Here is a 20,548-nt window from a genome sequence, read left to right on the forward strand (position 1 = left end):
CGGTTTTATTTTTTCAGCGATTTATCTTGTTGCTGTGGTTCCCCTTCGCCAAGCTCTGCGCCGGTTAGCGGTTCGGCGGCAGGATCGGACTGGGTTCTTTGCGCCATCGCTTTCAGCAGGGCCTGCTGCTCGCGCGACAGCTTGATGGTAGAACCGCCGTCGCCGCCGTCAACCGCCGGCATCGGCTCCGCGACGTAGTTAAAGTTCTCGTCACTGTTCCAGCTGCCGCGCAGGTCGTCGCCCTGGGACATGTTGTAGTAAACGTTGGCATACTGCTCCACCGGCGGCAGTTTGCCCGGCGGGAAGTTATTGCGAATGGCGTACAGCGCTTTTTCAAAAGAGAGCTGGTGCGCCACTTCGCGGGTCATTAAGAACCCCAGCGCATCTTTTACGCCCGGATCGTCGGTCACGTTAATCAGGCGCTCATAGATAATCTTGGCCCGCGCCTCGGCGGCGATGTTAGAGCGCAGATCGGCGGTAACTTCACCAATAGTGTCGATATAGGCGGCGGTCCAGGGGACGCCGCCCGAGTTGGTCAGTGCCGGGCCGCCGCCATAGAGCAGGGAGGTGACATGGCTATCGTTACCGTTGGCCGTCAGCGAACGATAAAGCTCGGCTTCGCTTTCCGTCCCTTCGGCCAGCGCTCCTTTAGCCCCTTTGTTCAGCATCCCCACGAGGGTGCCGATAATCTCCAGGTGGCTCAGCTCTTCGGTAGCGATATCCATCAGCATCTCTTTGCGTCCGGCGTCGTCATCGCCCAGGCCCTGGGTGAAATAGCGGCAGGCCGCCGCCAGTTCACCCTGCGGGCCGCCAAACTGTTCAAGCAGCAGGTTAGCCAGACCCGGATTAGGCTCGCTGACCCGCACCGTATATTGCAGTTGTTTTACGTGTCGAAACATTCTTCCTCCTGATTCGCTAATTATTTTTTCGCTTCAACGCCGTCGGTTTCGGAGCGCAGCAAGAATTGTTCAGTGGTCTGTGGAATATGGTTAATTAACCACTCGGCCATCGCTTTTTCTTCATTAAGGATGGATTCGATAGCGGGAACAGAGGCGGTGTCGCCGGCATGTTTTGCCGCGGCCAACAGCGAGGTGTAGCAGGCTATTTCAAATTGTTCAAAGACGTAACCGCTAATGGAGCCTTTAATAATTTCATCGGATGGAAACATCCCGCCGATAGACTGACCAAAAGCGGCCATTTTACTCATCGAGTCTTTAATAACGGAGCGGGAAATATTATTGCGATCGAGAATTTCTTCCAGCTTAGCGATTTGTTGTTTGGTTTCACTGACGTGCTGTTCGATACGCGCACGCACGTCCGGATAATTGTCGATACGGCTGACCATGGATTCAAGCATTGATTCCGCCTGTTTTTCCATAGCATGTGCGTCACGTAACCAGTCATGATAATGTTCAATGCGATCCATAGAGATGTCCTCTTGATATATAAGTCAATTAATTCGGGTTTAAACGCCAGGCGTTTATATTTCCTGAACCATTATGATTGCAGGGCAATACGAAAACGCATTTAAACGATAATGACTACGCCTCTGCAGAATAAAAAATACCGACGAAGCGTTTGCGGTCTGAAATATGACACGGATAAATCAGGATTTATTGCCCGCTTTTTTATTGACCGAGCCGAGGGCCAGATCGGTTAATTTAATATCGGTGGCTTTTTCCTCTTCCAGGGTCTCGCTGAGCAGTTTGGCCGCCTGCTTGTAGCCGAGCTGCTGCGCCAGGGTGACCAGCGTACCGTAGCTGGCGATTTCATAATGCTCCACCTTCTGCGCCGCAGCGATAAGCGCCGCATCGCGCACTTCGTTTTTCTCGGTGCTTTCGATGACCTCATTGGCCTCTTCGATTAGCCCTTCCATCGCCGCGCACTTCATGCGTTTAATTTTAATGGCCGCGTCAGATTCGACCACCCGATCAATCCGTTCTATTTGTCCCTGAGTTTCATCCAGATGTGCCTGAAAGGCCTGGACTAATTTTTCATCAGAGGCAGATCTGGCTAATTTAGCAAGGGCGCGGGTTAATTGTTTCTCTGCGCTGTAGGTGTCAGAAAGTAAATGGATAAAAAGTTCTTCAACGGTTTTAATATTCATCTGGTTCTCCCGTGTGGAATACTGCGAGCCAGACGACCCGCAGTCTGCTTCGATTAAATCACGCAATTATTCACGTCAGGGACAGTCAGGACTTGTTGGATTTATTTCCACCATGACTGTTTTGTCCCCCTTTTTTACCCGCTTCAGAAGCGCGCTGCGGATCGTTTTTAAAATTACCGCCGCTATGCTGACCGCCTTTACGACCTGCTTCGGATGCTTTTTCACGATTCTCGGCGAAATTTCCTGAACCACCACGATGTTCGGCCATGTTATTTCTCCTGCTTCGTTGTTAAATGTAAATGTCATTTTGTGATGCGTGTCGACACCCTTCTAAAATTAGCTGTTGGCGTCGATTAGTCAAATGGTGGCAGCGGTCAAAGGATTGCAACAAAATAGCCTCAGTTCCGGCGGAGATATATTTTCTATTGCTAAAGGAATAAACGACTTAGCCCTCTCCTGGCGGAACTGCAGGAAAAAATGAAAAAAATCAATATGTGTGAATGTATTAATAGCCCGGACTGTGTTGACATAAATTTACGTTAAGCCCGACTTCCCTGACCTCTTTTGCCGTTCCCGGCACGCTTAATTGGGAGGATTCCTGGTTATACCCGTCATACTTCAAGCTGCAGGTGCGTTGGCTTCTGGTTACTCGTCTCATCTATGAGACTTACCCTGACCGGCCGCCGCTGTACGGCGTTCAAATCTGCCGGGACGCGATTCGACGTGCGGGATATCCGATAGCGGGTGAGGCGTGGCGGGAGGTGGGGGCGCGCCGGAATGGCTCCGGCACGCCGGAGGGTCAGGTGCGGGTGGCCGCCTTCATAGCAGTAACGAACGTCTTCAGCTCTGTCAGCATCTGCTGCGGCTGGTTAACGTTCTTCTCAATGATTTTGACAATCGCCGAGCCGGAAATCGTTCCGGCGGCCCCGGCCTTAAGGGCGGCGGCAACCTGGTCGGGGGTCGAGATACCGAAGCCCTGCAGCGGCGGGGCGGCGTTGTACTCCCTCAGCCTGTCGACCAGATGCCGGAGCGGCTGAGCCGCCCGATTCTCGGCACCGGTTACCCCGGCCCGCGACAGCAGATAGGTGTAACCGCGCCCGTGAGAGGCCAGCTGGCGCAGCAGATCGTCATCGGCGTTGGGCGGACAGATGAAAATCGGCGCAATATTATGCCGCAGCGCCGCCTGGCGGAACGGGGCCGACTCTTCCAGCGGCACGTCGGCAACCAGCACAGAGTCCACACCCGCCTGCTTACAGCGTTCATAAAATGCGTCGATTCCTTTATTGAAGACCAGGTTGGCGTACATCAGCAGGCCGACGGGCAGCTCCGGATACTTCTGGCGGATCAGCGCCAGCATCTCAAAGCATCGGGAAGGCGTAACCCCGGCGGCGAAGGCGCGCAGGGTGGCGTTCTGGATGGTCGGGCCGTCGGCCAGCGGATCGGAGAAGGGGATACCCAGCTCCAGGGCGTCGGCACCTGCCTCGACCAGCGCGTCGATAATCTTCAGCGACTGCTCCACGGAGGGATCGCCCAGGGTAACAAAGGGAACAAAAGCACCTTCCCGACGTTCGTTCAGCCGGGCGAATAAATTTTCATAGCGTTCCATCAGATTTCCCCTCGCGCTTTCAGAATATCGTGTACGGTAAAAATGTCTTTATCGCCGCGGCCGGAAAGATTAACCACCAGCAGCTGCTCTTTTTGCGGCTCGTCGCGCATCATTTTCAGGGCGTGCGCCAGGGCGTGTGATGACTCCAGAGCCGGAATGATCCCTTCGTGCAGGCAGAGCGTTTTAAAGGCCTCCAGCGCCTCATCGTCGGTAATGGAGACGTAATCCGCGCGCCCGGTGCTGTTCAGGTAGGCGTGCTGCGGCCCGACGGAGGGGAAGTCTAGGCCGGCGGAAACAGAGTAAGACTCCTCAATCTGCCCCTCTTCGGTCTGCATCATTGGTGATTTCATGCCAAAGTAAATCCCCACCCGGCCGTGCTTCAGCGGCGCGCCGTGCTCGCCGGTTTCGATGCCGTGGCCACCTGGCTCCACGCCGATAAGGCCCACGCCCGGCTCATCGATAAAGTCGGCAAACATGCCGATGGCGTTCGAACCGCCGCCCACGCAGGCGAGCACCGCGTCCGGCAGACGCCCCTCTTTTTCAAGGATCTGCGCCTTCGTCTCTTCGCCGATCATGCGCTGAAACTCGCGTACGATGGTGGGATAGGGGTGGGGGCCAGCCGCCGTTCCGAGCATATAGTGCGCGGTTTCATAGCTGCCGGACCAGTCGCGCAGCGCCTCGTTGCAGGCGTCCTTCAGGGTGGCGGAACCGCTGTGTACCGGAATTACCTCCGCGCCCATCAGGCGCATCCGGAAGACGTTCGGCGACTGGCGCTCCGCGTCCTTTGCTCCCATATAGACGCGACACTTCAGACCCAGCAGGGCGCAGGCCAGCGCTGACGCGACCCCGTGCTGCCCGGCACCGGTTTCGGCAATAATTTCGGTCTTGCCCATCCGCTTCGCCAGCAGCGCCTGGCCGAGCACCTGGTTGGTCTTATGCGCTCCGCCGTGCAGCAGATCTTCACGCTTCAGATAGAGCGTGGTGCGGGTGCCGGCGGTGATATTCTGGCATTTGGTCAGGGCGGTGGGGCGACCGGCATAGTTTTTCAGCAGGTCGTTAAACTGAGCCTGAAACTCAGGATCCTTCTGGGCGCTGATGAAGGCCTCTTCCAGCTGGCGCAGGGCCGGCATCAGGATCTGCGGCACGTACATGCCGCCAAATTCGCCAAAGTAGGGGTTGAGTCGTGTTGTCATTTTCTTTTCCTTAATAGGCGCGCAGCGTCTGAAATACCGAGGCCAGCAGACGCGCATCCTTGATGCCCGGCTGTGACTCCACGCCAGAGTTAAAATCGAGACCGGCACAGCCGGTCCGGGCTGCTTCGACGCAGTTATCTGCGCCTAATCCACCCGCCAGCAGGACGTTGTCCAGCTTTTGCCCCTGCAGCAGGGACCAGTCAAAGCGCTGACCGCTGCCGCCCGGGCCGTTATCGAGAACGTATCTGTCGACGTGCGGATAGTCGCGGGCGGGCAGGGATTCGCCTACGCTTAGCGCTTTCCAGATCTGCACCTGCTCAGGCAGGGCGGCGCGCAAAGCGCTGACGTACTGTCGATCCTCGCTCCCGTGCAGCTGAACGGCGGCAAGGGAGAGCGCGGCCGCCGTTTCGCACACGTAGCCGATGTCGTCGTCGCGAAAGACGCCGACGTAGCGCAGCGGCGCGGCGGCTATGACCTCGCGCGCCTGCCCGAGAGTGACGACGCGCGGGGAGCCGGGGACAAAAATCAGTCCACCATAGATAGCGCCTGCCGCAAAGGCGGCCTCCGCGTCCTGGGGACGGGTCAAACCGCAGACCTTATTCTCGCCGAGCAGGACGCGGCGTACGGCGGTGTGCAGATCCTCATGGGCCATCAGCGCCGAGCCGATCAGAAATCCATTGGCGAAGTGGCTCAGTTCGCGCACCTGGCTGTAGGTATTTATCCCGGATTCGCTAATAACCGTAATGCCGTGGCCCAGCCTCGGGGCCAGCTCGCGGGTGCGGTTCAGGTCAATCGACAGATCGCGCAGGTCACGGTTGTTAATGCCCACCACCTTCGCCCCCAGGGCGATGGCGCGCGCCAGTTCCGCCTCGTTGCTGACCTCGGTCAGCACGCCCATGCTAAGGCTGTGGGCAACGGCGGCGAGCCGGCGGTACTGGTCGTCGTCAAGCACCGAGAGCATCAGCAGGCAGGCGTCGGCCTGGTAATAGCGCGCCAGGTAAATCTGATAAGGATCGATAATAAAGTCTTTGCACAGCACCGGCTGCGGCGCGGCCTGGCTGACGAGGGGCAGAAAATCAAAGCTCCCCTGGAAATACTTTTCGTCGGTAAGCACTGAGATCGCCGAGGCGTAGTGGCGATACACGCCGGCAATGCGCGCCGGGTCAAAGTCATCGCGAATTGTCCCGCGCGAAGGCGACGCCTTTTTGCACTCCAGAATGAACGCGGTGCGCGCGCCCTGCAGGGCGTCATAAAAATGACGCGAGCTTGGCCTGACCTCATTTTGAAAGCTGGCCAGCGGCTGCCGCTGCCTGCGGGCCTCCAGCCAAATCGCCTTGTCCGCGACGATTTTTGCTAAAACGGTTTCCATTATTTACCCTCTTGCCGCCAGTGCGGTGACTCTTTCATACGCGGCACCGCTGCGCAGTACCTCCAGTACGGTTCGGGCATTCGCCCGCAGATCTTCTTTGCCGTGCAGGCGCATCAGCATCGCCACGTTGGCGGCGACGGCGGCCTCGTGGGCGGCGTCGCCTTTACCTTGTAGCAAGCGTGTCAGAATGTCACGGTTTTCTTCCGGCGTGCCTCCCGCCAGCTGTTCCTGATGATAGGGCGTCAGGCCAAAGTCCTCTGCCGTAAGCTGATAGCTTTTAATTTCGCCGTCGTGCAGCTCCGCCACGATGGTGGGCGCATGCAGGGAGACTTCATCCATGCCGCCGCTGTGAACCACCGCCGCGCGGCGGTAGCCCAGCACGCGCAGGGTCTCGGCAATGGGCAACACCAGCTCAGGACCGTAGACGCCGATCAGCGCCAGCGGCGGGTGCGCCGGGTTGATCAGCGGGCCGAGAACGTTGAACAGCGTGCGGGTTTTCAGCTGCTGACGCACCGGCATCGCGTGGCGGAAGCCGGTATGGTACTTCGGCGCAAACAGGAAGCAGACGCCCAGCTCGTCCAGCGCCCGGCGCGCGCGGTCGGCGTTCATGTCCAGATTAATACCGAAGGCCGCCAGCAGATCCGACGACCCGGACTTGCTGGAGACGCTGCGGTTGCCGTGTTTGGCGACCTTCAGGCCGCAGGCGGCGGCGACAAAGGCGCTGGCGGTAGAGATATTGATGCTGTTGCTGCCGTCGCCGCCGGTGCCGACGATATCGGCAAACGAATAGTCGGGGCGCGGAAACGGGGCGGCGTTTTCCAACAGGGCGGTGGCGGCACCGGCGATCTCCTGGGGATCTTCACCGCGGATCTTCATGCTGACCAGCGCGGCGGCCAGCTGCTCTGGCTTCAGCTCGCCGCGCACGACCGCGGAAAACAGCTGGTGGCTCTCCTGCCGGGTCAGGGTTTGCGCCTGATACAGCTTTTCGAGGATCGGCTGCAGGGTGTTGGCCTGCTCCCGCTTCTGCAGCGCCCAGGCCAGGGTCTGTTCCAGCAGCTGCGCCCCCTGGGTGGTCAGGATCGACTCCGGATGAAACTGAAAGCCGCAGACGCGATCCGCGTCATGACGTACCGCCATCACCATGCCGCCAACGTGAGCGTTAATAGTCAGCCCGGCGGGCACGTTGCTGCCGACCAGCGAGTGATAGCGCGCTACCGGCAGCGGGTTCGCCAGCCCGGCGAACATCGCCTGGCCGTCGTGTTCAATGCTGGAGGCCTTGCCGTGCAGAATTTCGCCGGCCTGACCGACGTAGCCGCCGTAGGCTTCGACAATCGCCTGGTGGCCGAGGCAGATGCCGACGATGGGCAGCTTTCCGCGCAGGCGGGTCAGCAGCTCCGGCATACAGCCCGCCTCGCCCGGCGTGCCGGGGCCAGGGGAAAGCATCAGCACCGGATTTTCCATGGTCGCCAGGCGGTCGATTAAGGTTTGCGCCGGAATATGGTTACGGTAAATCACCACGTTATGGCCGCTGGTGCGCAGCTGATCCGCCAGGTTATAAGTGAATGAGTCGATATTATCGAGCAGCAGAATGTCAGCCATCAGAAGGTCTCCTGTGCGTGATGCGCGGTGGCGATAGCGCGCAGGACCGCGCGCGCCTTATTACGGGTTTCGTCGGCCTCCGACTGCGGTATGGAATCGAGCACGATGCCGGCCCCCGCCTGCACGGTGGCGATACCGTTTTCAACCAGCGCTGAGCGAATAACAATGCAGGTATCCAGATCGCCGTGGGCGGTGAAGTAGCCTACCGCGCCGCCGTAGCTGCCGCGACGGCGTCCTTCGACCTGAGCGATAAGCTGCATGGCGCGCACCTTCGGCGCTCCGCACAGGGTGCCCATGTTCATACAGGCGCGCCAGGCGTGCAGTACGTCCAGATCGCTGCGTAACTCGCCTACCACCCGCGAGACAAGATGCATCACGAAAGAGTAGCGATCCACCTTCATCATATCGGCCACGTAGCGGCTGCCCGGCGTGCAGATGCGCGCCAGATCGTTGCGCGCCAGGTCCACCAGCATCAGATGTTCAGACAGCTCCTTATGGTCGGTGCGCATCTCCAGCTCGATACGGCTGTCGAGGTCGCGATCCAGCGAGCCGTCGGCGCGGCGGCCGCGCGGGCGGGTGCCGGCAATGGGGTAGATCTCAATCTGTCGGCTGGTGGCATCGTATTTCAGGGAGCTTTCCGGCGATGCGCCAAACAGCGTGAAGTCGTTATCCTGCATAAAGAACATGTACGGGCTGGGGTTGCTTTTCTTCAGCACGTAGTAGGCCGCCAGCGGCGAAGGGCAGGGCAGCGAAAAGCGGCGGGATGGCACCACCTGAAAAATCTCTCCCGCACGGATGGCTTTTTGCAGGCTGCGCACCACTTCGCCAAAGGCCTCATCGCTCTGGCTGCACATCTCGCGCATATGCGGCACGGCGGTGACCGGCAGCGGCGGCGCAGGCTCCGTCATCAGCTGGCAGAGCTGCGCCAGCCGCCCGCTCAGGCGCTGCCTCTCCGCGCTGTCGGGCGTGAACAGGCTGGCCTGAATGCGCGTAATTTTCTTCTGGTGGTCGACGATTGCCAGGGTTTCCGCCAGGTAAAAACAGTAGTCGGGGCAGGCGTTGTCGGCCTCAAGCTGCGGTAGATCCTCAAAGCCGGCGACGAGGTCGTAGGCGAACAGACCGCCGAAGAACATGGCCTCGCGCTCATTCTCCGGCACGTTCACCAGCGCTTTAAGCAGACGAAAGGCGTCGAATACCGACAGAGAGCAGAGGCGGGCGTCTTCATCCAACAGCGAACTGACCGGAGGAAAGCGCAGCACCCGGCACGCTGGCTGCCGTTCATTTTCCACTCCGGCCGGCAGGGCGGCGTCAAGCAGCGGCAGCAGGGAGGCTCCATTGTCGGAGAGGGCCCGTATCGTGACGGTGTCACCTATAGCGGTAATGCGCAGGGCGCTGTCCACCAGCAGCAGGCTTTTCAGCGAGTCCTTGCTGTCGATATCGGCAGATTCCAGCAGCAGCGTCGCCGGTCGGTCGGCGCAGATCTGATGAAACAGCGCCGTTGGATTATCATGATAGATGGCGTCGCGGGTGAGCAGTTCGAGCATCGGTTTTTGTGTTTGCATGATTATTCTCGTTAATTTTTCTCAAAAAAAAGCCCGCTCATCTGGCGGGCCGGGTATCTGGCTGCTGTACGCAGGCGTAATACACTGCCCGAAATCAGGAAGTACGCCACCCGCCGTGCAGTGCAAACGTTGTTTTCATGCCTGATACCCTCTTGATGTGAACTTGCGTACTAGTTAACTGGTTCGGGCGGTTATTGTCAACACCTGATTTCAGTAAAATTGCAGAAACGTTATCATGGCGCGGAACGCACTTTATTGAAGACGGGAGCCGCCTTGAGCGACACGAATTACGCAGTGATTTACGATCTCCACAGCCATACGACCGCGTCTGATGGCCGCCTGACGCCGGAGGAACTGGTACACCGCGCGGTTGCTATGCGGGTTGGCACGCTGGCAATCACCGATCATGACACCACCGCCGCGATTCCGGCGGCCAGAGAGGAGATTGTCCGGGCCGGGCTGGGGCTGACGCTGATCGCCGGGGTAGAAATTTCCACCCTCTGGGAAAACCATGAGATTCATATTGTGGGGCTGAATATTGCTATTGAGCATCCGGCCATGCGCGACTTTCTTGCCGGGCAGCATGAGCTTCGCCAGCAGCGCGCCCGGCTTATCGCCCAACGGCTGGAAAAGGCGCATATTCCCGGAGCCTGGGAGGGGGCGCAGCGCCTGGCGGACGGCGGGGCGGTGACCCGGGGCCATTTTGCGCGCTTTCTGGTGGAGAGCGGCAGCGCGGCGTCGATGGCGGATGTATTTAAAAAATATCTGGCGCGCGGGAAAACAGGATACGTTCCGCCCCGGTGGTGTACAATAGAACAAGCTATTGATGTCATTCATCATTCTGGCGGTAAGGCGGTGCTGGCCCATCCGGGGCGCTACGGTCTTAGCGCTAAATGGCTGAAAAGGTTAGTTGCGCACTTTGCCGAAGCTCGCGGCGACGCGATGGAAGTGGCCCAGTGCCAGCAGCCTCCCAATGAGCGCGTCCAGCTGGCGGCGCTTGCGCGCCAGCATCAGCTATGGGCATCCCAGGGCTCTGATTTTCATCAGCCGTGTCCGTGGATTGAGCTGGGCCGTAAGCTCTGGCTGCCTGCGGGTGTCGAAGCTGTCTGGCAGCTCTGGGAACAGCCTGGAATCACAGTGAGGGAAGTATGAGCCAGTTTTTTTATATTCATCCGGAAAACCCGCAGCCGCGCCTGATTAGCCAGGCCGTTGAGATTGTGCGCAAAGGGGGGGTTATCGTCTACCCAACCGACTCCGGCTACGCCCTGGGGTGTAAAATTGAGGACAAAGGGGCGATGGAGCGTATCTGCCGGATCCGTCAGCTGCCGGACGGCCACAACTTTACCCTGATGTGCCGCGATCTCTCCGAGCTGTCGACCTATTCATTTGTCGATAACGTCGCGTTTCGCCTGATCAAAAATAATACGCCGGGTAACTATACCTTTATTCTCAAGGGCACCAAAGAGGTGCCGCGCCGCCTGCTGCAGGAAAAACGTAAGACAATCGGCCTGCGCGTCCCGTCGAACCCCATCGCGCTGACGCTGCTGGAGGCGCTGGGCGAGCCGATGCTCTCCACCTCGCTGATGCTGCCGGGCAGCGAGTTCACCGAGTCCGATCCCGAGGAGATTAAGGATCGCCTGGAGAAGCAGGTGGAGCTGATTATTCACGGGGGCTATCTGGGCCAGCAGCCGACCACGGTTATCGACCTGACCGACGATACGCCGGTGGTGCTACGTGAAGGGGTAGGCGACGTAAGACCTTTTCTTTAAGGAAACACGCTTCCAGGGATGGAGGAAATGGGTGGAGGCAATCTCCTGAAAGTTCGTGTACCATACGCCACCACATCATGCGGTACGCCCCGTTGCATCAGCGATGCGGTATGCCCCGAAGCCTTTAATTTTGAAAATAATGAAGATGTTTTTATCTAATTCATTGTTTTTAAAAGTATATCCAGACGCCTGTGAAGGCGACACCTGAAGGAAGCTCCATGAGCGAGAAGTTACAGAAAGTGCTGGCGCGCGCCGGCCACGGCTCCCGCCGTGAAATCGAATCCATTATTGAAGCGGGTCGCGTCAGCGTTGACGGCAAAATCGCCACGCTCGGCGATCGCGTAGACGTGACGCCGGGGTTGAAAATTCGTATCGACGGCCATCTGGTGTCGGTCAGAGAGTCGGCGGAGCAGATTTGCCGCGTGCTGGCCTATTACAAACCGGAAGGCGAGCTCTGCACCCGCAATGATCCGGAAGGGCGTCCTACCGTGTTCGATCGCTTACCCAGGCTGCGCGGCGCGCGCTGGATTGCGGTCGGTCGCCTGGATGTCAACACCTGCGGCCTGCTGCTGTTTACCACCGACGGCGAGCTGGCTAACCGCCTGATGCATCCGAGCCGCGAAGTTGAGCGCGAATACGCGGTGCGTGTTTTTGGCCAGGTTGACGATGCGAAGCTGCGCGATCTGAGCCGCGGCGTACAGCTGGAGGATGGACCGGCGGCCTTTAAGACCATTAAGTTCAGCGGCGGCGAAGGTATTAACCAGTGGTATAACGTTACCCTGACCGAAGGGCGCAACCGTGAAGTGCGTCGCCTGTGGGAAGCGGTGGGCGTCCAGGTCAGCCGGCTGATCCGCGTGCGCTACGGCGATATCCCGCTGCCGAAGGGCCTGCCGCGCGGCGGCTGGACCGAGCTGGATCTACCGCAGACCAACTATCTGCGCGAACTGGTGGAGCTGCCGCCGGAAACCGCGTCGAAGGTGGCGGTTGAAAAAGATCGCCGCCGCATGAAGGCCAACCAGATCCGTCGCGCGGTGAAACGTCACAGCCAGCCTGGCGGCGGCCGTCGCGCCGGCGGGCGCAACGGCTGACTGCCGGGGCGGGTCGCGTAAGCGAAGAGTGACATATCATGGCTTCACGCCGTGAAGCTACACGGAAGAGGAAAAGCCATGCTTTTCCTCTTTTTTTAGCCGCTCGTTTTAGGCTGTGTCCTTTAACCGGGCGCGTCCCGCAGGGCTGGGGCCATACTTCCAGCGACGCTCAGAACGCTAAGCGACACAGCCTAGTAGTCGATGCCCATCTGGGCCTTCACTCCCGCCTCAAAGGCGTGCTTAATCGGGCGCAGTTCGCTGACCGTGTCCGCCAGCTCAAGGATATCCCGATGGCAGCCGCGGCCGGTGATAATCACCGTCTGATGGTGTGGACGCCCCTTCAGAGCCTCGATCACCTCCTCCAGCGGCAGATAATCGTAGGCCACCATATAGGTCAGCTCGTCGAGCAGCACCATATCCAGCTGTGGATCGGCCAGCATACGCCTGCCGTGCTCCCATACGGCGCGGCAGGCGGCGGTGTCGGTCTCGCGATTCTGCGTCTCCCAGGTAAACCCCGTCGCCATCACCTGAAACTCCACGCCGTGCGGCTCCAGCAGGTTGCGCTCGCCGTTGGGCCAGGTGCCTTTGATAAACTGTACCACGCCCACCCGCCTGCCGTGCCCGACGGCGCGGGCCGCGGTGCCGAAGGCGGCGGTGGTTTTTCCCTTACCGTTGCCGGTAAAGACGATAATAATGCCGCGCTCATCCTGAGCCTGGGCGACGCGGGCGTCGACCCGGGCCTTCACCCGCTGCTGACGCTGCTGATGGCGTTCTTCATTCATTGGGCGATTCCCGGTTTACGGCCCGGCTGGGCGTCAAAGGTCATGCCGGTTTTCCGGCGGCTGTCGTCACCCATCAGCCATAGATAGAGCGGCATAATATCGGCGGGAGTTTTCAGCTTTTGCGGGTCTTCCGTTGGAAAGGCGCTGGCGCGCATGCCGGTCCGCGTGCCTCCCGGATTAATACAGTTAACCCGCAGATGACGATTCTGATATTCGTCCGCCAGCACCTGCATCATGCCTTCGGTGGCAAATTTCGAGACGGAATAGGCACCCCAGCCGGCGCGCCCCTGTCGGCCGACGCTGGAGGAGGTGAAGACCAGCGATCCGGAATCAGACTTCAGTAATAAAGGAAGCAGCGCCTGGGTGAGCATAAACGTGGCGTTGACATTAACCTGCATGACCTGCTGCCAGACCTGCGGATCCTGCTCGCTCATGGGGCGAATATCGCCCAGCAGCCCGGCGTTATGTAGTACACCATCGAGGCGCGGATAGTGCGCGGCAACGTTTTGCGCCAGGCGCTGGCACTCGTCGACGGTACAGGTAAGCAGGTCCAGGGTAAACCACGATGGTGAATAGCCGCGCTCGTTTTCAATCGCGGCGGCGACCTGGCGCAGCTTCTCTTCGCTACGGCCCAGTAAAATGACGGTTGCGCCATAGCGGGCGTATGTCTGCGCCGCTTCGCGGCCGATGCCGTCGCTGGCACCGGTGACCAGAATAATGCGATTTTGCAGAAGATCCTGTTTTGGTTGGTAGTGCACGGCTACTCCTCGGCGACGCTCTGGGCCACCCTGCCTGTGGTTATCATAATGAACTTTCGGGTTTATGCCTGAAACACCGTTTTTTTTCAATCGGCCAACGGACATAACGTTATAAAATGGCGACTTTGTCATCTTTTCCGCCGATCCGCTGCCGCGTTAATGGGGCGAGACGGGTCATTGCGCCTGATGTACACTGAGCCGATATGATGCTGTTTAACCAAGGTGGGATGCGTGAATTTGTTGTTTGAATATGGGTTGTTTTTAGCAAAAATTGTCACCGTCGTGCTGGCGATCGTCGTGATTGTCGTAACGCTCGTTAACGTTGCTCAGCGCAAGCGTCAGCGCGGCGAGCTGCGGGTGACGAATCTTAGCGAACACTATAAAGAGATGAAGGATGAGCTGACGCTGTCGCTGCTTGACGCGCATCAGCAGAAGCTCTGGCACAAGGCCCAAAAAAAGCAGCATAAGCAGGAGGCAAAGGCGGCTAAAGCCAGGGCGAAGCGGGGGGAACCTGAACCCACCGACAAGCCCCGCGTCTGGGTGCTGGATTTCAACGGCAGCATGGACGCCCATCAAACCGGCGCGCTGCGCGAAGAGGTGACGGCGGTGCTGGCGGTGGCCCGTCCGCAGGATCAGGTGGTGCTGCGGCTGGAAAGCCCCGGCGGCGTGGTACATGGCTACGGTCTTGCCGCTTCGCAGCTGCAGCGGCTGCGCGATAAAAACATCCCGCTGACCGTCACGGTGGATAAAGTGGCCGCCAGCGGCGGCTATATGATGGCCTGCGTGGCGGATAAAATCGTCTCCGCGCCCTTTGCGATTATTGGCTCAATTGGCGTGGTGGCGCAGATCCCGAACTTTAACCGTTTTCTGAAGAGCAAGGATATTGATATCGAGCTGCATACCGCCGGCCAGTATAAGCGGACCCTGACGCTGCTTGGGGAGAATACCGAAGAGGGGCGGCAGAAGTTTCGCGAAGATCTGAACGAAACCCACGCGCTGTTTAAAGACTTTGTTCAGCGGATGCGTCCGGGACTGGACGTTGACCAGGTGGCGACCGGCGAGCACTGGTACGGCCAGCAGGCGCTGGAAAAAGGCCTGGTGGACGAAGTTAACACCAGCGATGAGGTGATTCTCGGCCTGATGGAAGGGCGAGAAGTGCTGAACGTACGCTTTATGCAGCGTAAAAAGCTGATGGATCGTTTTACCGGCAGCGCCGCGGAGTCGGCCGATCGTCTGCTGCTGCGCTGGTGGCAGCGCGGGCAGAAGCCGCTGCTGTAACCTGCCGGCGGCGGAGTTAAGCGCCGACAGTCAGCGCCGCAGAGGGCGGCGCCCCGGCAGTAATAAAACGCGAGGCACAGGCCTCGCGTTTTGCGTTAATCGATAAGGTGATATTTTTCAGAAAGCACGTGGGCCAGATGTTTAAACATATTAAACACCGCGGTGCTTTTCGGCGTAGGCAGGCCCTGCTCGTCTAAAAAGTAATCGCCGCTGAAGACCAGCACGCCGTTTCGCTGCGTCACGCCGGTGGCGACAATCCCCGCCATGGTGTCTTCATGCTCACGAATGATTTTATTCGCTTCAGCCAGCAGCGTTTCACGATCGATAGGTTGCGTATTTTTTTGCATTATTTACTCCTTAAACAAGGACATTAGTCTACGCCGGGCGTCGTTAATGGGCAAATATTCCCTGACCGGAAACAGGGGCTTAGCTGGTTGAGTTCACTGGCGCGTTTTGTTTTTGCATGCTAATAAAGTTGCGTAACGAATTTTATCAGGTACAGTGTGACGCTTTCGTCAATCCGGCAACAGAATTGCTTGACATTCAATCGGATTTCCGTCGTGCTATAGCACATGTAGGCTAAAAAGCCTGTTAACTCAGTCACCTGACTATTTCGTGCACAGAGTTTAAACATGGGGTTGATATCCGCAGATGCAGAGACCATATTCGGTGTCTCTTCGCCAATGGAAGGTGAATCAACGCGCGACGTATTCCTGGAAGAATCAAATTAGGTAAAGGTGAATATGGGTAAAGCTCTTGTCATCGTTGAGTCCCCGGCAAAAGCCAAAACGATCAACAAGTATCTGGGTAGCGACTACGTGGTTAAATCCAGCGTCGGTCATATCCGCGATCTGCCGACCAGTGGCTCAACCGCTAAAAAGAGCGCCGACTCTACCTCCACCAAAACGGCTAAAAAGCCTAAAAAGGATGAACGGGGCGCGCTCGTCAATCGTATGGGTGTCGATCCGTGGCATGACTGGGAGGCCCATTATGAGGTGCTGCCCGGCAAAGAGAAGGTCGTCTCTGAATTAAAACAACTGGCTGAAAAAGCCGACCACATCTATCTCGCTACCGACCTTGACCGCGAAGGGGAAGCCATTGCCTGGCACCTGCGGGAAGTGATCGGCGGCGACAGCGAGCGCTATAGCCGCGTGGTATTTAACGAAATTACTAAGAATGCGATTCGCCAGGCGTTTGAAAAGCCGGGCGAGCTGAATATCGACAGGGTGAACGCCCAGCAGGCGCGCCGCTTTATGGACCGCGTTGTGGGCTATATGGTGTCGCCGCTGCTGTGGAAAAAAATCGCCCGCGGCCTCTCCGCAGGGCGCGTGCAGTCCGTGGCCGTCCGTCTGGTGGTGGAGCGCGAGCGCGAAATAAAGGCGTTTGTTCCGGAGGAGTTTTGGGAAATCGACGCCAGCACCAGTACGCCCGCCGGCGAGCCGCTGTCTCTGCAGGTGACGCACCAGAACGATAAGCCCTTCCGGCCGGTTAGCCGTGAGCAGACGCTGGCGGCGGTAAGCCTGCTGGAAAAAGCGCGCTACAGCGTGCTGGATCGCGAAGATAAACCGACCAGTAGTCGCCCCGGTGCGCCGTTTATCACCTCCACGCTGCAGCAGGCGGCGAGCACTCGCCTTGGCTTTGGCGTGAAAAAAACCATGATGATGGCGCAGCGTCTGTACGAGGCGGGTTACATCACCTACATGCGTACCGACTCCACTAACCTGAGCCAGGACGCGGTGAACATGGTGCGCGGCTATATTGGCGATAATTTCGGGCAGAAATATCTGCCGGAAAGTCCGAATCAGTACGCCAGCAAAGAGAACTCTCAGGAAGCGCACGAAGCGATTCGTCCTTCCGATGTCTCCGTTATGGCTGAAGCGCTGAAAGATATGGAAGCCGATGCGCAGAAGCTGTATCAGCTGATCTGGCGTCAGTTCGTCGCCTGTCAGATGATGCCCGCTCTGTATGATTCCACCACGCTGACCGTCGGTGCCGGGGAGTTCCGCCTGAAGGCGCGCGGGCGCATTCTGCGCTTTGACGGCTGGACGAAGGTGATGCCCGCGCTGCGCAAGGGCGATGAAGACCGCACGCTGCCCGCCGTCAATAAAGGCGACGAGCTGACGCTGCTGGAGCTTATTCCTGCGCAGCACTTTACCAAGCCGCCGGCGCGCTTCAGCGAGGCATCGCTGGTCAAAGAGCTTGAGAAGCGCGGTATCGGTCGGCCTTCCACCTATGCGTCGATCATTTCAACGATTCAGGATCGCGGCTATGTGCGCGTGGAAAACCGTCGTTTCTACGCGGAGAAGATGGGCGAAATCGTCACCGATCGGCTGGAAGAAAACTTCCGTGAGCTGATGAACTACGACTTTACCGCGCAGATGGAAAACAGCCTTGACCAGGTGGCGAATCATGAAGCCGAATGGAAAGGCGTGCTTGATAACTTCTTCAGCGACTTTACCGCGCAGCTGGATAAAGCCGAAAAAGATCCGCAAGAGGGCGGAATGCGTCCGAACCAGATGGTGCTGACCAGCATCGACTGCCCGACCTGCGGGCGCAAAATGGGTATTCGCACCGCCAGTACCGGGGTTTTTCTCGGCTGTTCCGGCTATGCGCTGTCGCCTAAAGAGCGCTGCAAAACCACCATTAACCTGGTGCCGGAAAACGAAGTGCTGAACGTGCTGGAGGGCGAAGATGCAGAGACTAACGCCCTGCGTGCAAAACGTCGCTGCCAGAAATGCGGCACGGCAATGGACAGCTATCTGATCGATCCAAAACGCAAGCTGCACGTCTGCGGTAATAACCCAACCTGCGACGGCTACGAGATCGAAGAGGGCGAATTCCGCATCAAGGGCTACGATGGTCCGGTTGTTGAATGTGAGAAATGCGGTTCTGAAATGCACCTGAAAATGGGGCGTTTCGGCAAGTACATGGCCTGCACCAACGACGAGTGCAAGAACACCCGCAAGATCCTGCGCAACGGTGAAGTTGCGCCGCCGAAAGAGGACCCGGTGCCGCTGCCGGAACTGCCGTGCGAGAAGTCAGACGCTTATTTCGTACTGCGCGACGGCGCGGCCGGCGTGTTCCTTGCGGCCAATACTTTCCCGAAATCCCGCGAAACCCGCGCGCCGCTGGTGGAGGAGCTGTACCGCTTCCGCGATCGCCTGCCGGAAAAACTGCGCTATCTGGCCGATGCGCCACAGCAGGACCCGCAGGGTAATAAAACGCTGGTTCGCTTTAGCCGTAAAACTAAGCAGCAGTATGTTTCTGCTGAAAAAGAGGGAAAAGCCACCGGCTGGTCGGCCTTCTTCGTTGACGGCAAATGGGTGGAAGGCAAGAAGTAGCGCTTATCCCCGGAAGGTGCTGAGAGGGTCGCGTATGCGGCCCTTTTTTTACGGCGTCGGCAACCTCCGCAAGCGATGAGGGAGGGCTGCGCCCTTGCCTGAGAGGGACGATGCCTGTACGAAGCGATCAAGGCTCCGGGCTGAACGCCGGAGGAACCGGCTTCAGTCCCGGTTTTTTGTGGCTTTTTCTTCCGCTGCCAGCGACGTTTCCCCGGACGCTTATTATTTTTTTTCTATGGCTATACAGCAAAGCGATAAATGATATAGTGGTTATAGTTGGCTTATTTTTTATTATTAAATCGTATTAGCAACGCCTTCGCAGCGAGGCGCTACCGCAATCATTAATGGCGTGACGCCGGATGGTTTAACATGAAATTACAGCAGCTTCGCTATATTGTTGAGGTGGTTAACCACAACCTTAATGTCTCCTCAACCGCCGAGGGGCTTTATACTTCGCAGCCGGGTATCAGCAAGCAGGTTCGTATGCTGGAAGATGAGCTTGGCGTGCAGATCTTTTCCCGCAGCGGCAAGCACCTGACCCAGGTAACGCCCGCCGGCCAGGAGATTATCCGCATCGCCCGCGAAGTGCTTTCTAAAGTTGACGCCATCAAATCCGTGGCGGGCGAGCATACCTGGCCGGATAAAGGTTCGCTGTATATCGCGACCACCCATACCCAGGCGCGTTATGCGCTGCCAAACGTCATTAAAGGGTTTATTGAGCGCTATCCGCGCGTTTCGCTGCATATGCACCAGGGGTCGCCGACGCAGATAGCGGAGGCCGTGTCGAAAGGCAATGCCGACTTCGCTATTGCCACCGAAGCGCTGCATCTTTATGACGATCTGGTGATGCTGCCGTGTTACCACTGGAACCGCGCAATTGTGGTGACCCCGGATCACCCGCTGGCAGGGCGGTCGTCGGTATCCATTGAAGAACTGGCCCAGTATCCGCTGGTGACCTATACCTTTGGTTTTACGGGGCGCTCAGAGCTGGACACCGCCTTTAATCGCGCCGGCCTGACGCCGCGGATCGTTTTTACCGCGACCGACGCGGACGTTATAAAAACCTATGTACGCCTTGAGCTTGGCGTTGGGGTGATCGCCAGCATGGCGGTCGATCCTGTTGCCGACCCTGACCTGGTGCGGGTGGACGCACACGAGTTGTTCAGCCCCAGCACCACCAAAATCGGTTTTCGCCGCAGCTCGTTCCTGCGCGGCTATATGTATGACTTTATTCAGCGCTTTGCGCCCCATCTGACCCGCGATGTGGTAGACGCCGCCGTAGCGCTGCGTTCGAATGAAGAGATCGAGGAAATGTTTAAAGACATCAAATTACCGGCAAAGTAGCTCCGTCCGCCCGTCGCCCTGAATAAAACCCGCTTCATCGGTTTTTATCTTCAGCGCGGGGCGGAGAGATCTGAAGGTTATAAACCGGCAAAAACGGTATCGAAGCCTGGATGGATTCGGTGGGTTGAAAGAAAAGGATGCTTCAATGTACAGGGCGTGGGCTATTTCTGGCGCAATACTATTATTATGCGCCTGCGACGTGGTTGAAAAACGTTATCAGGCTTTCTCTGATATTCCACAGCAGGACAGTGTAAGAAGCTGGCTGCCGGACTTTTTCCCCGAAACCGCCGTTGACATAACGTTTGTCTCCAACCTGGATATGAATACATTCCATGCCTGTTTCTCGCAGCCTGCTGCCGATAAAAACGATCTTTTAAAAACGGCGTCCAGGGCGACCGCAGAGGGCCTGGCCTGGCTGAACCAACAAAACGTTAATATCGTGCGGGCGGCATGTTTTCGCTCTGAATATAATAAGTGGGGCGAAGCGCGCGTTGGCTATTATATTGTCGGTAAGCTCCTGGCAGATAACCGATATTATATTGGCAGCATGGGGGATGAGCAGGCCGAACGTTACTGCACGTCAGGGGCGGTGCGCCGGACCTCTCCACGATCGTTGACCGACTAAAGCGCTGTCTGAAAATCCGCTGTAATACCCGACCCGCTCCCGCCTGGAAAGGCTGAAGCGCTTAACGGCGCAAATGGCAACCTCTTTCTTACTTCCCTGGACTCGCCCCAAAAAAGAGCCTTATTCA

Annotated in this window: 19 protein-coding genes and 1 other annotated feature; of the genes, 7 read left to right on the plus strand and 12 right to left on the minus strand. The window is 58.0% G+C overall.

Annotated features, from left to right (window positions below):
• Positions 1 to 5 precede the first annotated feature (5 nt).
• The 9 genes from GJV78_RS08660 to GJV78_RS08700 form a co-directional block, all read right to left on the minus strand.
• A complete protein-coding gene (locus tag GJV78_RS08660) occupies positions 6 to 899 on the minus strand; it encodes a manganese catalase family protein (protein ID WP_155107948.1) in 894 nt (297 codons plus the stop codon).
• A 20-nt stretch (positions 900 to 919) separates the two neighbouring features.
• A complete protein-coding gene (locus GJV78_RS08665; protein ID WP_155107949.1) occupies positions 920 to 1,426 on the minus strand; it encodes a ferritin-like domain-containing protein in 507 nt (168 codons plus the stop codon).
• Between the two features lie 180 nt (positions 1,427 to 1,606).
• On the minus strand, positions 1,607 to 2,107 hold the full coding sequence (locus GJV78_RS08670; RefSeq protein ID WP_155107950.1) for a YciE/YciF ferroxidase family protein: 501 nt from the start codon (positions 2,105 to 2,107) through the stop codon (positions 1,607 to 1,609).
• A gap of 85 nt (positions 2,108 to 2,192) precedes the next feature.
• Positions 2,193 to 2,375 carry a con-10 family general stress protein gene (locus tag GJV78_RS08675; protein WP_155107951.1) on the minus strand — a complete coding sequence of 61 codons (183 nt, stop codon included), beginning with the start codon at positions 2,373 to 2,375 and terminating at the stop codon, positions 2,193 to 2,195.
• Between the two features lie 531 nt (positions 2,376 to 2,906).
• A complete protein-coding gene (gene trpA, locus GJV78_RS08680) occupies positions 2,907 to 3,713 on the minus strand; it encodes a tryptophan synthase subunit alpha (RefSeq protein WP_155107952.1) in 807 nt (268 codons plus the stop codon).
• Positions 3,713 to 4,906, minus strand: coding sequence for a tryptophan synthase subunit beta (trpB, locus tag GJV78_RS08685; protein WP_155107953.1), 1,194 nt, complete (start codon positions 4,904 to 4,906; stop codon positions 3,713 to 3,715). Before trpB ends, trpA begins: the two co-directional genes overlap by 1 nt.
• A 10-nt stretch (positions 4,907 to 4,916) precedes the next feature.
• Entirely contained in the window at positions 4,917 to 6,275 is a 1,359-nt protein-coding gene (trpCF, locus tag GJV78_RS08690; protein WP_155107954.1) for a bifunctional indole-3-glycerol-phosphate synthase TrpC/phosphoribosylanthranilate isomerase TrpF, read from the minus strand.
• A 3-nt stretch (positions 6,276 to 6,278) separates the two neighbouring features.
• On the minus strand, positions 6,279 to 7,874 hold the full coding sequence (trpD, locus tag GJV78_RS08695) for a bifunctional anthranilate synthase glutamate amidotransferase component TrpG/anthranilate phosphoribosyltransferase TrpD (RefSeq protein WP_155107955.1): 1,596 nt from the start codon (positions 7,872 to 7,874) through the stop codon (positions 6,279 to 6,281).
• On the minus strand, positions 7,874 to 9,436 hold the full coding sequence (locus tag GJV78_RS08700; protein ID WP_155107956.1) for an anthranilate synthase component 1: 1,563 nt from the start codon (positions 9,434 to 9,436) through the stop codon (positions 7,874 to 7,876). Before GJV78_RS08700 ends, trpD begins: the two co-directional genes overlap by 1 nt.
• A 23-nt stretch (positions 9,437 to 9,459) precedes the next feature.
• Positions 9,460 to 9,554 (minus strand) — a sequence feature (Trp leader region).
• Between the two features lie 155 nt (positions 9,555 to 9,709).
• Here GJV78_RS08700 and rnm point away from each other — a divergent pair.
• From rnm to rluB, 3 genes are all read left to right on the plus strand, one after another.
• Entirely contained in the window at positions 9,710 to 10,588 is an 879-nt protein-coding gene (rnm, locus tag GJV78_RS08705) for an RNase RNM (protein WP_155107957.1), read from the plus strand.
• Positions 10,585 to 11,205, plus strand: a complete 621-nt coding sequence (locus tag GJV78_RS08710) for an L-threonylcarbamoyladenylate synthase (RefSeq protein WP_155107958.1) — start codon at positions 10,585 to 10,587, stop codon at positions 11,203 to 11,205. Before rnm ends, GJV78_RS08710 begins: the two co-directional genes overlap by 4 nt.
• Before the next feature lie 218 nt (positions 11,206 to 11,423).
• The gene (rluB, locus tag GJV78_RS08715) at positions 11,424 to 12,293 is read left to right on the plus strand and encodes a 23S rRNA pseudouridine(2605) synthase RluB (RefSeq protein WP_155107959.1); all 870 of its coding nucleotides are present in this window, start codon (positions 11,424 to 11,426) and stop codon (positions 12,291 to 12,293) included.
• 191 nt (positions 12,294 to 12,484) lie between these two features.
• On the opposite strand, the gene cobO is transcribed toward rluB, so the two are convergent.
• Both cobO and GJV78_RS08725 read right to left on the minus strand, forming a co-directional pair.
• Positions 12,485 to 13,075, minus strand: coding sequence for a cob(I)yrinic acid a,c-diamide adenosyltransferase (gene cobO, locus GJV78_RS08720; protein ID WP_155107960.1), 591 nt, complete (start codon positions 13,073 to 13,075; stop codon positions 12,485 to 12,487).
• Positions 13,072 to 13,833 (minus strand): YciK family oxidoreductase, encoded by a 762-nt coding sequence (locus tag GJV78_RS08725; RefSeq protein WP_167519467.1) that lies wholly within the window; start codon positions 13,831 to 13,833, stop codon positions 13,072 to 13,074. Before GJV78_RS08725 ends, cobO begins: the two co-directional genes overlap by 4 nt.
• 231 nt (positions 13,834 to 14,064) lie before the next feature.
• Between GJV78_RS08725 and sohB the strand changes: the two genes are divergently transcribed.
• Positions 14,065 to 15,111, plus strand: a complete 1,047-nt coding sequence (gene sohB / locus GJV78_RS08730) for a protease SohB (protein WP_167519468.1) — start codon at positions 14,065 to 14,067, stop codon at positions 15,109 to 15,111.
• 95 nt (positions 15,112 to 15,206) lie between these two features.
• Here sohB and GJV78_RS08735 read toward each other — a convergent pair whose 3' ends face one another.
• Positions 15,207 to 15,458 (minus strand): YciN family protein, encoded by a 252-nt coding sequence (locus GJV78_RS08735; RefSeq protein WP_155107961.1) that lies wholly within the window; start codon positions 15,456 to 15,458, stop codon positions 15,207 to 15,209.
• Positions 15,459 to 15,854: 396 nt separating this feature from the next.
• Here GJV78_RS08735 and topA point away from each other — a divergent pair, with 396 nt between their 5' ends.
• From topA to GJV78_RS08750, 3 genes are all read left to right on the plus strand, one after another.
• Positions 15,855 to 18,452: a type I DNA topoisomerase gene (gene topA, locus GJV78_RS08740; RefSeq protein WP_155107962.1), complete on the plus strand. Its 2,598-nt coding sequence runs from the start codon at positions 15,855 to 15,857 to the stop codon at positions 18,450 to 18,452.
• Between the two features lie 369 nt (positions 18,453 to 18,821).
• Entirely contained in the window at positions 18,822 to 19,796 is a 975-nt protein-coding gene (cysB, locus tag GJV78_RS08745) for an HTH-type transcriptional regulator CysB (RefSeq protein WP_155107963.1), read from the plus strand.
• 145 nt (positions 19,797 to 19,941) lie between these two features.
• Positions 19,942 to 20,421: a YbbD family protein gene (locus tag GJV78_RS08750; RefSeq protein ID WP_155107964.1), complete on the plus strand. Its 480-nt coding sequence runs from the start codon at positions 19,942 to 19,944 to the stop codon at positions 20,419 to 20,421.
• The last annotated feature ends 127 nt before the right edge of the window (positions 20,422 to 20,548 follow it).

This window comes from Intestinirhabdus alba, assembly GCF_009711095.1.
Classification (GTDB): Bacteria; Pseudomonadota; Gammaproteobacteria; order Enterobacterales; family Enterobacteriaceae; genus Intestinirhabdus; species Intestinirhabdus alba.